Raw genomic sequence first — 12,951 nt, forward strand, 5'->3', positions numbered from 1 at the left:
GGGTCCTGGCCGATCATGGATCCGAGGTGACCCGATGACCGAAGTGCTCCTGCTGCTGGTGGCGATCCTGCTCTCGCTCGCGTGCGGCGCCTTCGTCGCGGCCGAGTTCTCCCTGACCACCGTCGAGCGCGGTGAGCTGGAGCGCGCCGCCGAGCGGGGTGAGCGGGGTGCGGCGAGCGCCCTGAAGGGCGTACGGAACCTGACCTTCCAGCTCTCCGGCGCGCAGCTCGGCATCACGGTCACCAACCTGGTGGTCGGCATGCTCGCCGAGCCGTCGGTCGCGGCGCTGATCGCGGGCCCGCTGGAGGACCTGGGGGTGTCGCGTTCGGCGGCGTCCTCGCTGGCGCTGGTGCTGGGCACGGCCCTGTCGACGGTGTTCCTGATGATCGTCGGCGAGCTGGTGCCGAAGAACTGGGCGATCTCCTCGCCGCTGGCCGTGGCCAAGCGGGTGGGCGGTCCGCAGCGCTGGTTCAGCGCGGCCTTCCGGCCCTTCATCGGCCACCTGAACAACACCGCCAACCGGGTCGTGCGCCTCTTCGGCGTGGAGCCCGCCGAGGAGCTGGCGTCCGCGCGCGGGCCGCAGGAGCTGGCGGCGCTGGCCCGGCACTCGGCCAAGGAGGGCGCGCTGGAGCCCGACACCGCGGAGCTGTTCGTGCGCACCCTGAACCTGGCCGACCTGACGGCCCAGCAGGTGATGACCCCGCGCGTCCAGGTGGTGGCCCTCGACGCGGACGCGACGTGCGAGGACGTGGCGAACGCGACGCGGGCGACGGGGCTGTCCCGGTTCCCCGTCTACCGGGACACCCTCGACGCCGTGGTCGGCACCGCGCACGTCAAGGACGTCCTGGCGGTGCCCGCCGACCGGCGGCCGGGGATGCCGGTCGCCGAGCTGATGCGCGAGCCGCTGCTGGTCCCCGAGTCGCTGACCGTGGACCGGCTCCTGGACCGGCTGTCCGGGCGGCGCACGATGGCCGTGGTGATCGACGAGTACGGCGGGACGGCGGGTGTGGCCACACTGGAGGACATCGTCGAGGAGGTCGTCGGCCAGGTGCGGGACGAGCACGATCCGCACGAGACACCCGACCTGGACCCGGCCGGCACCGACGAGGAGGGGCACGCGCTGTACTGGGCCGACGGCTCGGCGCGCGTGGACCGCCTCGAACGCCTGGGGCTGCGGGTGCCCGAGGGGCCGTACGAGACGGTCGCGGGGCTGGTCGCGTCCGGTCTCGGCCGCATCCCCGATGTCGGCGACCGTCTCGAGGTCTCCGGCTGGCGGCTGGACGTCGTGGACGCCACGGGGCACAGGGCCGCCCGGGTGCTGATGCACGCGCCCCTGAACGACGCGGGTGACCGGGGCAGCGGCGGGGCGAGCGAAGGGGAGGCGGACCGGTGACCGCCGTACAGCTGCTGATCGGTCTGGCGACGCTCGTCGTCAACGCGTTCTTCGTCGCGGCCGAGTTCGCCCTGATCTCCGTGCGCCGCAGCCAGGTCGAGCCCTACGCCGAGGAGGGCGACGCCCGTGCGAAGCGCGTGCTGTGGGGGCTCGAGCACGTCTCCGCGCTGCTGGCGGCGGCACAGCTGGGCATCACACTGTGCACGCTGGTCCTGGGCGTGGTGGCGGAACCGGCGATCGCGCACCTGCTGGAGCCGGTGTTCCACGCGGTGGGCGTGCCGTCCGGCGCGGGGCACGCGGTGTCCTTCGTGATCGCCCTGGCCCTGGCGACGTATCTGCACATGCTGCTGGGCGAGATGGTGCCGAAGAACATCTCGCTGGCCGAGCCGGTGCGCAGTGCGCTGATCCTGGGACCGCCGCTGGTGGCGCTGTCCCGCGCACTGCGGCCGGTGATCTTCACGGTCAACACGTTCGCCAACGCGCTGCTCAAGCTGCTCAGGGTCGAGGCCAAGAACGAGGTGGCGGCGACCTTCACGGACGCCGAGCTGGCGGAGATCGTCAAGGACGCCGGGGAGGCCGGGCTGATCGACGACCGGGCCCGGGAGCGGCTGCACGACGCCCTGGAGCTGGGCCGCCGGCCAGTGCGGGACGTGGTGCTGCCGCTGGAGCGCGTCGTCCACGCGCGCGTGGGCATCACTCCGGAGCAGTTGGAGCGGCTGTCGGCGCGGTCCGGGTTCTCCCGCTTCCCGGTGGTGGACGACGGACGGCGGATCGTCGGGTACCTGCACGTGAAGGACGCCCTGGACGCCTCGCCGCGGGAACTGCCGTTCCGGCTGCGGGACATGCGGCCCATCGCCCGCGTCCGGGAGCGGACCCCGTTGGACGACGTGCTCACCGCGATGCGGCGCAGCCGTACCCACCTGGCGGCCGTGCTCGGTTCGGACGGGCGGCTGGCGGGCCTGGTGACCATGGAGGACGTGCTGCGGGAGCTGTTCGGGCAGCACACGTGAGCCCCACGGCCGCGTGTGCCGCTCCGCGCGGGTCCCCAGAGCCGGTGGACGGCCCGTGGGGGCCGGCGCGGAGGGCCGGTCCGGAGGGTGACCGACCGGCGGGTATGTGTAGGGGCTACCATTTCTGTCGCCATGCAGACGAACCCCACCCACACCAGTCTCGTCGCCGTCGGCGACTCCTTCACCGAGGGCATGTCGGACCTGCTGCCCGACGGCTCCTACCGGGGCTGGGCCGACCTCCTCGCCGCACGGATGGCGGCCCGCTCCCCCGGCTTCCGGTACGCCAACCTCGCGGTGCGCGGGAAGCTGATCGGACAGATCGTCGACGAGCAGGTGGACGTGGCCGCGGCCATGGGAGCCGACGTGATCACGCTGGTCGGCGGGCTCAACGACACGCTGCGGCCCAAGTGCGACATGGCCCGGGTGCGGGACCTGCTGACCCAGGCCGTGGAGCGGCTCGCCCCCAGCTGCGAGCAACTGGTGCTGATGCGCAGCCCGGGCCGTCAGGGTCCCGTACTGGAACGGTTCCGGCCGCGCATGGAGGCCCTGTTCGCCGTCATCGACGACCTCGCCGAGCGGCACGGCGCCGTGGTCGTCGACCTGTACTCGGCCCAGTCGCTGGCCGACCCGCGGATGTGGGACGTGGACCGGCTGCACCTGACCGCCGACGGCCACCGCCGGGTCGCGGAGGCCGTGTGGCAGGCGCTCGGTCACGCACCCGAGGACCCCGAGTGGCACGCGCCGATCCCGACGACGCCGCCGCCGGGCTGGGTGACGCGCAGGACCGCGGACGTCCGGTTCGCCCGGCGGCACCTGCTGCCGTGGATAGGCCGCAGGCTGACGGGCCGCTCGTCCGGGGACGGGCTGCCGGCCAAGCGCCCGGAGCTGCTGCCCTACGAGGACCTGGCGCGGTGATCGCCGCCGCCGCGGGCCCTTCGTAGCTTCCGACGAACAACCCCGCGGCGTCGACCTGCACGAATCGCCAGTAGAATCCGTCCACGTGACTTCCGCTCCCGCCAAGCCCCGCATCCCGAACGTCCTCGCCGGACGCTACGCCTCCGCCGAGCTCGCCACGCTCTGGTCGCCCGAGCAGAAGGTGAAGCTGGAGCGGCAGCTCTGGCTCGCCGTGCTGCGGGCCCAGAAGGATCTGGGCATCGAGGTGCCCGACGCCGCGATCGCCGACTACGAGCGCGTCCTCGACCAGGTCGACCTGGCCTCGATCGCCGAGCGCGAGAAGGTCACGCGGCACGACGTGAAGGCGCGGATCGAGGAGTTCAACGACCTCGCCGGGCACGAGCACGTGCACAAGGGCATGACCTCCCGCGACCTGACGGAGAACGTCGAGCAGTTGCAGATCCGGCTCTCGCTGGAGCTGGTCCGGGACCGTTCGGTGGCCGTCCTGGCCCGCCTGGGCAAGCTGGCAGGCGAGTACGCCGAGCTGGTCATGGCCGGCCGCTCCCACAACGTCGCGGCGCAGGCCACGACGCTGGGCAAGCGGTTCGCCACCACCGCCGACGAGCTGCTCGTGGCGTACGGCCGGGTGGAGGAGCTGCTCGGCCGCTACCCGCTGCGCGGCATCAAGGGCCCGGTCGGCACCGCCCAGGACATGCTGGACCTGCTCGGCGGCGACGCGGGCAAGCTCGCCGAGCTGGAGCAGCGGATCGCCGTGCACCTGGGCTTCTCGGAGGCCTTCACCTCGGTCGGCCAGGTCTACCCGCGCTCCCTGGACTACGAGGTCGTCACCGCGCTGGTGCAGCTCGCCGCCGCGCCGTCCTCGCTGGCGAAGACGGTCCGGCTGATGGCCGGGCACGAGCTGGTGACCGAGGGCTTCAAGCCCGGTCAGGTCGGCTCGTCCGCGATGCCGCACAAGATGAACACCCGCTCCTGCGAGCGTGTCAACGGCCTCATGGTGATCCTGCGCGGCTACGCCTCGATGACCGGCGAGCTGGCGGGCGACCAGTGGAACGAGGGCGACGTGTCCTGCTCGGTGGTGCGCCGGGTGGCGCTCCCCGACGCGTTCTTCGCGCTCGACGGGCTGCTGGAGACGTTCCTGACCGTCCTCGACGAGTTCGGCGCCTTCCCGGCCGTCGTGGCCCGGGAGCTGGACCGCTACCTGCCGTTCCTGGCCACCACCAAGGTGCTGATGGGTGCGGTGCGGGCCGGTGTGGGCCGCGAGGTCGCGCACGAGGCGATCAAGGAGAACGCGGTCGCCTCCGCGCTGGCCATGCGCGAGCAGGGCGCCGAGCGCAACGAGCTGCTGGACAAGCTGGCCGCCGACGACCGCATTCCGCTGGACCGGGCCGGCCTGGACGCCCTGATGGCCGACAAGCTCTCCTTCACCGGCGCCGCGGCCGACCAGGTCGGTGTCGTCGTCGGCCGGATCGAGGAGATCGTCAAGCGGCACCCGGAGGCCGCGGGCTACACGCCCGGAGCGATCCTCTGACCCGCTTCACCCGGGCCGAGCTGGAGGCCGCCCGCGACCGTCTGCTGCCGGACGTCGTCGCGGACGGTCTCCACGTGCTGTTCTGCGGCATCAACCCGGGCCTGCTGTCGGCGGCCACGGGACACCACTTCGCCCGTCCCGGCAACCGCTTCTGGCCGGTCCTGCACCTGTCCGGGTTCACTGAGCGGCTGCTGAAGCCGTCGGAGCAGGACGAGCTGCCGTCGTACGGGCTCGGCATCACGAACGTCGTGGCGCGGGCCAGCGCCCGGGCGGACGAGCTGGGCGCCGAGGAGTACCGGGAGGGCGGGCGGCTGCTGGTCGCGAAGGTGGCGCGGCTGCGCCCCCGCTGGCTGGCCGTGGTCGGCGTCACCGCGTACCGGACCGCCTTCGACGAGCGGAAGGCGCGTGTGGGGCCGCAGGAGCGGACGTTCGGCGGCACTCGGGTGTGGGTGCTGCCCAACCCGAGCGGGCTCAACGCGCACTGGACGGCGCAGACGATGGCGGCGGAGTTCGCCCGGCTGCGGGTCGCGGCGCGGGAACCCTCGCAGACGTAGGCGGGGCGGTCACGGTGGTGCCTCCCGCGTGACCACCGCCAGCAGCCGTACCTCGTCCGCCTCGTCGCGGTCGGCGGCGGCCACCGCGACCCAGCGGCCGGTGCCCTCGGCCTCCCAGAGGTAGGCCACGCGCGCGCGGGCGCTCAGGGCGGCCCACGGCTCGGGTATCTCCTCCCGCTCGGTGCGCAGCAGGACCGTCTGCAGGTTCCAGGGGGCCGTCTCGCCCCAGCGCGGGGCGAGCCGTTCGTAGAGGGCGTCCCGCTCCTTCTCGTACTGCTCCACCGTCGCCGCCCGCCGTGCCGGGTCGCGGCCGCTCAGGCCGTGGCTGCTCTCCAGCACCGCCGTGAAGTGCCCGGGGCCCGCGGCGCCCTCGTCCGACGGGCCGTGCTCCGCCGGGAAGGGCCGGAGGCACAGCTCGTCGATGAGGGCGAGGTGCCGCGCGATGTCCATGGGTCCAGTAAACCCGCCGCCACTGACAATTGGCGGGGCGTCAGTCCGGTCGCGGCTCCGGGGGGGGCGGTCAGGCGTCCCGGCCGCGCAGCCGCCAGAACCCGGCGAGGAGCGCGGCCGCCGCCCACAGCGCGGTCACCGCGAGCCCCGTCCAGGGGCCCAGGGAACCCTCGTACGTCTGGTACAGGACGATCTGCCCGGCCTTGTCCGGCAGGAAGTCGGCGACGGTGCCCGCCGCGTCCCCGATCACGAAGGAGACGACGAGGATGAACGGGACCAGGGTGGACAGGGTGGCCACGCCGCTGCGGAACAGGGCGGTGAGTCCGGCCGCGAACAGGGCCATGAGCATGAGGTAGACCGCGCAGCCGACGACACCCCGTACCTGCTCGCCCGCGGTGAGGCCGTGGGCCGCCCCGCCGAGGCCCGCGCGCGCGGCGAGCAGAGCGGCGAGCGCGGTGACCAGCCCCACCCCGAGGGCCGGTACGGCGACGACCACCAGCTTCGCCGCGAACCAGCGCCCCCGCCGCGGAACGGCGGCCAGGGCGAGCCGGATTCCGTTGCCCTGGTACTCCGAGGAGACGACGACGGCCCCGAAGGCGATGGCCGCGATCTGGCCCGGCATGACCCCGGACAGGGCCATGAACAGCGGGTCGAAGTCCGGGTCGGAGGTGTCGGACACCCCCGCGAGGGCGGAGAACGCGGTGGTGGCGGCGAACAGGGCCAGCAGCGTGCCGCACAGTGAGCGCAGGGTGAGCACCTTGAGCGCCTCCGCGCGGAGGACGGGTGTGAGGTTCATGGTCAGGCCTCCTGCGGCTGTGCGGTGAACTCGGTCTCGGTGGCGGTCAGATCGAGGTAGGCCTGCTCCAGCGTGCCCTCGTCCGAGGCCAGTTCGAGGACGGGCACACCCGCGCCGGACAGGACCCGGCCGATGTCGTCCACGCGCGCGTGGTGCACGGTCCAGTACCCGTCGTCGTGTTCCACGGCGTCGTGGCCGTGCCGGGCGAGGGCGGCCTTCAGGGCGGTCGCGTCCGACGTCCGCACGCGCACCCGTGGTCGCACGCGCCCGTCGATGAACTGCCGCATCGGTGTGTCGGCGAGCAGGCGGCCCCGGCCGAGGACGACCAGGTGGTCGGCGAAGGACGCGGTCTCGTTCATCAGGTGGCTGGAGACCAGGACCGTGCGCCCCTCGGCCGCCAGTCGGCGCAGCAGTTCGCGGATCCAGATGATGCCCTCGGGGTCCAGCCCGTTGGACGGCTCGTCCAGCATCACCACTTCGGGATCGCCCAGCAGCGCGGCGGCGATGCCGAGGCGCTGGCGCATGCCCAGGGAGTACGTCCTCACCCGGCGGCGGGCCACGGACGCGATGCCCGTCTCCTCCATCACCTCGTCGACGCGGCGGGCGGGGACGCGGTTGCTCGCCGCCAGGACCCGCAGGTGGTTACGGGCGGTGCGCGAGCCGTGGGCGGCGTCCGCGTCGAGCAGGGCGCCGACGTGCCGCAGCGGTTCGCGCAGGGTGGGGTAGGCGCGTCCGCCGACGGTGGCGGTCCCGGAGGTGGGCCGGTCCAGGCCCAGCACGAGCCGCAGGGTGGTGGACTTGCCGGCGCCGTTGGGGCCGAGGAAGCCGGTGACGCGGCCGGGGCGCACGGTGAAGGTGAGGTCGTCGACGGCTCGTCGGCTGCCGTACTCCTTGGTGAGGTTCCGGACGTCGATGCTGGTCATGGGAGCAGCGTGCCGGTCGGTACGGGGGCGGGGCCTCCCCCACCGGTGGAGATCGTCTCCCCCGGGCGGGGGAGGCCGGGTGTCGGTGGCCGCTGGGAGGATGGGCGGATGGTCCGCATGCTGCGCCCGTTCGGCCGGGCTGTGACGTACACACGATGGCTGCACCTGTTCATGGCCGTGGTGTGGCCCGCCATGTGGATCTTCGTGGACGAGGCGTGGGCGTTCGCGTCGGTGGTGCCGCTGGCGGTCGCCGGGCTGGTGCCCGGGATGCGGGTGGTCGAGGGCGTGCAGGCCAGGCTGCTGCTGACCGGCCACCACCCGGACGACGCGACCACGGACATCGTCGTCGCGCCCTCCGCGACCTGGGCCGACCGTGCCCGCACGGTCGTGTGGCTGGAGGCCCGCCTGGTCCTCGGTTTCTGCGTCGCCATGCTCACCGTGCAGCTGCCCGTCCTCTCCGTCGACCTCGTGAACGCGGCGCGGGGCGGGCGGCAGGGGGACGGCTCGTACGTCCGCCTCGCGGGCGACCACTGGTGGTACGGCCTGCTCTCGCCGCTGCCGCTCCTGCTGCTCGCCGCGGTCGTCGTGGGTTCCGGGGAGCTGATCACCCGGCTCGCCCGCCGCCTCCTGGGGCCTTCGGCGGCGGAGCGGCTCAACGCCCTGGAGGAACGCACCGAGCAGCTCCTGGAACGCACCCGCATCGCCCGCGAACTGCACGACTCCATCGGCCACGCGCTGACCGTCGCCGTCGTCCAGGCGGGGGCCGCGCGGGCGGCGAACAGCGCCGAGTTCACCGACCGGGCCCTGACGGCCATCGAGGAGACGGGGAGGGCGGCCCTGGAGGACCTCGAGCGGGTGCTCGGCGTGCTGCGCGAGGCGGAGCGGCCGGCGAGCTCCCGACCGACGCTCACGGACGCCGACCGGCTGCTCGAATCCGCGCGGGCCTCCGGTGCCGAGGTCGGCGCGGAGTTCACGGGACCCCTGGAGACCGTGCCGGGCTCCGTCTCCCGTGAGGGCTACCGCATCCTCCAGGAGGCGCTGACCAACGTGCTGCGGCACGCGGGCGCCGTGCCGACGCTGGTCCACGTCGCGGTCGCGGACGGTGTGCTCACCCTCGACGTGCGCAATCCGCTGCCGGACGACCGGGCCGGGCCCGGCCGTGGGAGCGGCCTGCGCGGCATACGGGAGCGGGCCGCGCTACTGGGCGGCCGGGCGCACACGGGGCCGGACGGCGCCGGTGACTGGAAGGTGCGCGTCGAGCTGCCACTGGGCTGATCTAGGCTGGCCGGATGCCGGTCAGAGTGCTCCTCGTCGACGACGAACCCCTGGTGCGCGCCGGTCTGCGGGCCGTGCTGGAGGCGCAGCCGGACATCGAGGTGGCCGGGGAGGCCGCCGACGGGGCGGCGGTCATTCCGCTGGTGCGGCAGGTGCGGCCGGACGTGGTGGCCATGGACGTCCGCATGCCGCTGCTCGACGGGATCGAGGCCACGCGCGCGCTGCTGCGGACGGTGGCCGACCCGCCGAAGATCCTGGTGGTGACGACCTTCGAGAACGACGAGTACGTGTACGAGGCGCTGCGGGCCGGCGCCGACGGGTTCCTGCTCAAGCGGGCCCGCCCGGCGGAGATCGTGCACGCGGTGCGGCTGATCGCCGAGGGCGAGTCCCTGCTGTTCCCCGCCTCGGTGCGGCGGCTCGCCGCCGAGTACGGCGACGGCGGCGGCAACCGCGCGGCCCGCGCCGCCCTGGAGCGCGCCCGGCTGACCGAGCGGGAGGGCGAGGTGCTGCGGTTGATGGCGCGGGGGCTGTCGAACGCCGAGATCGCCGCCCGGCTGGTCGTCGGCACGGAGACGGTGAAGTCGCACGTGAGCGCCGTACTGGCGAAGCTGGCGGCCCGGGACCGCACGCAGGCGGTGATCACGGCGTACGAGTCGGGGTTCGTGGCACCCGGGTGAGGAACCTCGCTCGCCGGGAACGGTCGGCCCGGACCTCGCCGGGGCTCGGCGGGCCGAGTACCATCCGGCCCACATGCGCATGAGCTGGGAGGACGGACCTTGGCAGGGCTGACCGGCGGGGATCCGTCGCTGTTGCGGAGGATCAACTCCGCTGTGGTGCTGCACGCGTTGCGTGCGACGGACTCCGCGACGCTGACCGAGATCACCCGGGTGACGGGGCTGTCCCGGCCGACCGTCGAGGGCGTCGTGGAGGGGCTGATCGAGGCCGGTCTGGTGGTGGAGGCGGCCGCCGACGAGAGCACGGCCCGGCGGCAGGGGCGGCCCGCGCGGCGGTTCCGGTTCCGTGCCGAGGCCGGGCACCTGCTGGGTCTGGAGATCGGCCCGCACCGCGTCGCCGCGCTCCTGTCCGACCTGGACGGCCGGGTGATCGGCGCCCAGGCCAAGGACGTGGACGAGAACGCGCCGGCGGACGAGCGGCTGGAGCGGCTGCGTACGGCCGTCGCCGAGTTGCTGCGCCGGGCCGGTGTGGCACGGGGCTCGCTGCGGGCGGTCGGCGCGGCCACGCCCGGCATCGTCGAGGCGGACGGCACGGTCCGGTTGGGCACGGCGCTGCCCGGGTGGACGGGGCTCGGCCTCGGCGAGCGGCTGGGCCGTTCCTTCAAGTGCCCGGTGCTGGTCGAGAACGACGCCAACGCGGCGGCGGTCGCCGAGCACTGGAAGGGCGCCGCCAGGGAGTCGGACGACATCGTGTTCGTGCTGGCCGGGCTGAGCCCCGGGGCCGGGGCGCTCATCGGCGGACGGCTGCACCGGGGGTACGGCGGGGCGGCCGGGGAGATCGGCGCACTGCATCTGCTGGGCCGGGACGTGACGCCGGAGACGCTGCTGTCCACCACGGACCAGCCGCTGCACCCGTTGGACGAGCAGGCGGTCGCCAGGGTCTTCGCCGAGGCCCGGGAGGGCGACGAGCGGGCCCGCGCGGCCGTCGAGCGCTACCTCCAGCGGCTGGTGCACGACGTGGCGGCGCTGGTGCTGGCGCTCGATCCGGAGCTGGTCGTGATCGGCGGTTGGGCGGCCGGGCTGGACGGCGTGCTGGAGCCGTTGCGCCGGGAGCTGGCCCGCTACTGCCTGCGCCCGCCCCGGGTGACGCTGTCCCTGCTCGGCGAGGCCGCCGTGGCGACGGGCGCGCTGCGGCTGGCCCTCGACCACGTGGAGGAACAGCTGTTCGCGGTCGAGGGCGCGACCGCACGCCGCTGACCCGCCGAGGGGCCCGTCCGGCCGGGGCGCGCGCACGAGGGCACGTCACCGGGTCTCCGCGGACCGGTGGGAGCGCCGTTCCCGCGGGCCGGTGGGAGCGCCGTTCCCGCGGGCGGGGGGAGCGCCGTCGACGACGGACCGGGCGGTCCGGACCGTCATCACGCGCCGGACGACCGGCGGCCGGTGGCACGTCGGCGTCCCGGGTGGGCCGGGTTCCGGTCAGGAGGCCCGGGTCCGGGGGCCGTGGTGGATCTCCACGTCGCCCTGGTCGCCGAAGGTCAGCCGGCAGGTGTCCGCGCGGTAGGTGGCGACGGAGAGCGCGGCGGTGCGTCCCTCGGTGAGGTAGCGGGTGGTGACCACGAGGACGGGAGCGCCGGGGAGGCGGTCCAGTTCCTTCGCGTCGTCCGTGCCGGCCGAGCCCAGTTCGACGGCGCTCTCCTGCCGCTCCAGTTCCCCGCGCTGCAGTTCGCGCAGTACGGCGCGCGCGCGTGCGGGGCCCGAGGGCGCGTCGATGGCGGTGAGATCGGGCACCGCCGACGGGGGGATGTGGAGCAGTTCCGCGGCGACGGGCTGGCCGTGGGTCACGCGGGAGCGGCGGACGGTGTGGACGGGCTCGTCGCGGCCGGTCCCGAGCGCGTCGGCGACGGCCGCGGCGGGCGCCGCGAGGACGCAGTCGACCGGCTGCCAGGCGTCGCCGGGCGCCCCGGGCCAGGCGTGCTGCCGGGTGCCGACGGCCACGCCCACGCGGGGTGGGGCCACGGTCGTACCGACGCCGCGCCGGCGCTGGAGCCTGCCTTCCAGCTCGAGCTGTTCCAGGGCCTGGCGGAGTGTCGCGCGGGCCACGCCGAAGCGGGCGGCGAGGTCGCGTTCGTTGGGCAGGACCTCGCCCACCTCGAACTCCGAGTCCAGGGCCTCGCTGAGCACGGTCCTGAGGTGCCAGTACTTCGGTTCCGGCACTGGTTCCAACTGCGTGGTCCCCACCCTGTCCTCCGCAATCACCGTGGTCCGGCGGCGTTTTGACGCCCTTGTTTATTAAAGGTTGTTGCAGTTCTCTGCGACCATAAAACGCCCCACCCCCTTGGTCAAGACCAATCCCGCGACAGAGCGAACCGCCGCTCCCGCCCGGCGGCCCGCACGGCGGCCGGCCCGACCGTGCGGTTCACCGACGACGTGCCGGGCGTCCCGTCACCGTGGCGCGGGGCGGCCGGCGGCCGGCGGCCGTGCTCAGGAGGCGAGCGCCTTGAGCACCTCCTTCAGCACGGTCGCGTTGTAGGGCATGCTCACGTGCGGGGTGTGGTCGTCCGGGTCGATGTCCTGGAGGACGATGTTGTCGACGTGGCGCCCCGGCGTCTGTTCCAGGGCGCACGAGGTGTACGGGGTGACCACGTCGTCGTACCGGGTGGCGATGACGGTGTGGCGCACCCCCTCCGTGGTCTCGCCGAGGCCGGCCAGCTCCTGCTGGAAGGGGTGGTCGTGCTGCAGTTGCGGCCAGGCCGGCACGACCTCCCCGACGGCACCCTGTTCGAGCAGTTCCACGGCGCCGGGGATCTGGCGGGCGAGGTTCATCAGCCCCTGGGCGGTGACTCCGTGGTTGCTCGGTGAGATGCCGACGAAATTGTGCACCTTGGGGCCGCCGCCCAGCGCGTTGAGGTAGTAGCGCGGCATCATGCCGCCCTGCGAGAAGCCGACGAGGTCGACCTTTTGGGCGCCGGTGCGGCGCAGCACCTCGTCCACGAATTCGGCGAGCTGCCGCGCGGAGTGCTTGATGTCCCCGAGGCCGAAGATCACGGGGTTTCCGTGCTGCCCGTAGTCGAGCCGGAAGACGCGGTGCCCGTTCTGCCGCAGCAGGGGTGTCGCGGTGTTCCAGGTGTAGCCGCGATTGCCGAAGGTGCCGTGGACGAGCACCACCGGACGCGGATGTTCCTCGCTCGGCGGGGCGTTCCAGTCGTCCTCTCCCGCCTGGACGTCGACGGTGGCGATGACCTGGGCCCCGCCTGCCTGGGCGACCGCGCCCACGCGGTGCGGTGACTCGGTGATGTCCGTGACGACGTCGTCCGAATTGACGCCGGGCAGACGGGGGTTGCCGAAGTTCACGGTGTTCTCCCTTTCGTCGGAGAATGACACTGCGGGTGATCCTGCTCCTCAGTCTTGCGTCCATCGAATTCCACAACGATCC

General features: G+C 73.7%; 13 protein-coding genes. 8 read left to right on the forward strand and 5 right to left on the reverse strand.

All coding sequences use genetic code 11. From position 1 onward, the window contains the following. Positions 1-34 precede the first annotated feature (34 nt). The 5 genes from BJ961_RS23190 (at position 35) to mug (ending at position 5,400) form a co-directional block, all read left to right on the forward strand. Positions 35-1,393: a hemolysin family protein gene (locus BJ961_RS23190; RefSeq protein ID WP_271414734.1), complete on the forward strand. Its 1,359-nt coding sequence runs from the start codon at positions 35-37 to the stop codon at positions 1,391-1,393. Next, positions 1,390-2,403 carry a hemolysin family protein gene (locus tag BJ961_RS23195; RefSeq protein WP_271414735.1) on the forward strand — a complete coding sequence of 338 codons (1,014 nt, stop codon included), beginning with the start codon at positions 1,390-1,392 and terminating at the stop codon, positions 2,401-2,403. The genes BJ961_RS23190 and BJ961_RS23195 overlap by 4 nt, the downstream gene beginning before the upstream one ends. Positions 2,404-2,535: 132 nt before the next feature. Then, positions 2,536-3,318: an SGNH/GDSL hydrolase family protein gene (locus BJ961_RS23200; protein ID WP_271414736.1), complete on the forward strand. Its 783-nt coding sequence runs from the start codon at positions 2,536-2,538 to the stop codon at positions 3,316-3,318. Positions 3,319-3,403: 85 nt separating this feature from the next. Further along, positions 3,404-4,846, forward strand: a complete 1,443-nt coding sequence (gene purB / locus BJ961_RS23205; protein ID WP_271414737.1) for an adenylosuccinate lyase — start codon at positions 3,404-3,406, stop codon at positions 4,844-4,846. A 44-nt stretch (positions 4,847-4,890) separates the two neighbouring features. Next, positions 4,891-5,400, forward strand: coding sequence for a G/U mismatch-specific DNA glycosylase (mug, locus tag BJ961_RS23210; RefSeq protein WP_271417142.1), 510 nt, complete (start codon positions 4,891-4,893; stop codon positions 5,398-5,400). A 9-nt stretch (positions 5,401-5,409) separates the two neighbouring features. Here mug and BJ961_RS23215 read toward each other — a convergent pair whose 3' ends face one another. The 3 genes from BJ961_RS23215 to BJ961_RS23225 all read right to left on the reverse strand — a co-directional run bounded on the left by BJ961_RS23215 (position 5,410) and on the right by BJ961_RS23225 (position 7,569). Continuing rightward, the gene (locus BJ961_RS23215) at positions 5,410-5,850 is read right to left on the reverse strand and encodes a hypothetical protein (protein ID WP_271414738.1); all 441 of its coding nucleotides are present in this window, start codon (positions 5,848-5,850) and stop codon (positions 5,410-5,412) included. A 70-nt stretch (positions 5,851-5,920) separates the two neighbouring features. Further along, positions 5,921-6,646: an ABC transporter permease gene (locus BJ961_RS23220; RefSeq protein ID WP_271414739.1), complete on the reverse strand. Its 726-nt coding sequence runs from the start codon at positions 6,644-6,646 to the stop codon at positions 5,921-5,923. Positions 6,647-6,648: 2 nt separating this feature from the next. After that, positions 6,649-7,569 carry an ABC transporter ATP-binding protein gene (locus tag BJ961_RS23225; protein WP_271414740.1) on the reverse strand — a complete coding sequence of 307 codons (921 nt, stop codon included), beginning with the start codon at positions 7,567-7,569 and terminating at the stop codon, positions 6,649-6,651. Positions 7,570-7,677: 108 nt separating this feature from the next. On the opposite strand from BJ961_RS23225, the gene BJ961_RS23230 reads away from it, so the two are divergent. From BJ961_RS23230 to BJ961_RS23240, 3 genes are all read left to right on the forward strand, one after another. Next, complete coding sequence (locus BJ961_RS23230; RefSeq protein ID WP_271414741.1) at positions 7,678-8,844, forward strand: sensor histidine kinase; 1,167 nt, start codon at positions 7,678-7,680, stop codon at positions 8,842-8,844. A gap of 14 nt (positions 8,845-8,858) precedes the next feature. Next, entirely contained in the window at positions 8,859-9,521 is a 663-nt protein-coding gene (locus BJ961_RS23235) for a response regulator transcription factor (RefSeq protein ID WP_271414742.1), read from the forward strand. Positions 9,522-9,620: 99 nt separating this feature from the next. Then, a complete protein-coding gene (locus tag BJ961_RS23240; RefSeq protein ID WP_271414743.1) occupies positions 9,621-10,775 on the forward strand; it encodes an ROK family transcriptional regulator in 1,155 nt (384 codons plus the stop codon). Positions 10,776-10,994: 219 nt separating this feature from the next. Here the strand turns inward: BJ961_RS23240 and BJ961_RS23245 are convergent, their stop codons facing one another. Together BJ961_RS23245 and BJ961_RS23250 are read right to left on the reverse strand one after the other, a co-directional pair. Then, positions 10,995-11,756, reverse strand: a complete 762-nt coding sequence (locus tag BJ961_RS23245) for a GntR family transcriptional regulator (protein ID WP_271414744.1) — start codon at positions 11,754-11,756, stop codon at positions 10,995-10,997. Positions 11,757-11,999: 243 nt separating this feature from the next. Further along, on the reverse strand, positions 12,000-12,869 hold the full coding sequence (locus BJ961_RS23250) for an alpha/beta fold hydrolase (protein WP_271414745.1): 870 nt from the start codon (positions 12,867-12,869) through the stop codon (positions 12,000-12,002). Positions 12,870-12,951: the final 82 nt, after the last annotated feature.

This window comes from Streptomyces lienomycini (assembly GCF_027947595.1).
Classification (GTDB): Bacteria; Actinomycetota; Actinomycetes; order Streptomycetales; family Streptomycetaceae; genus Streptomyces; species Streptomyces lienomycini.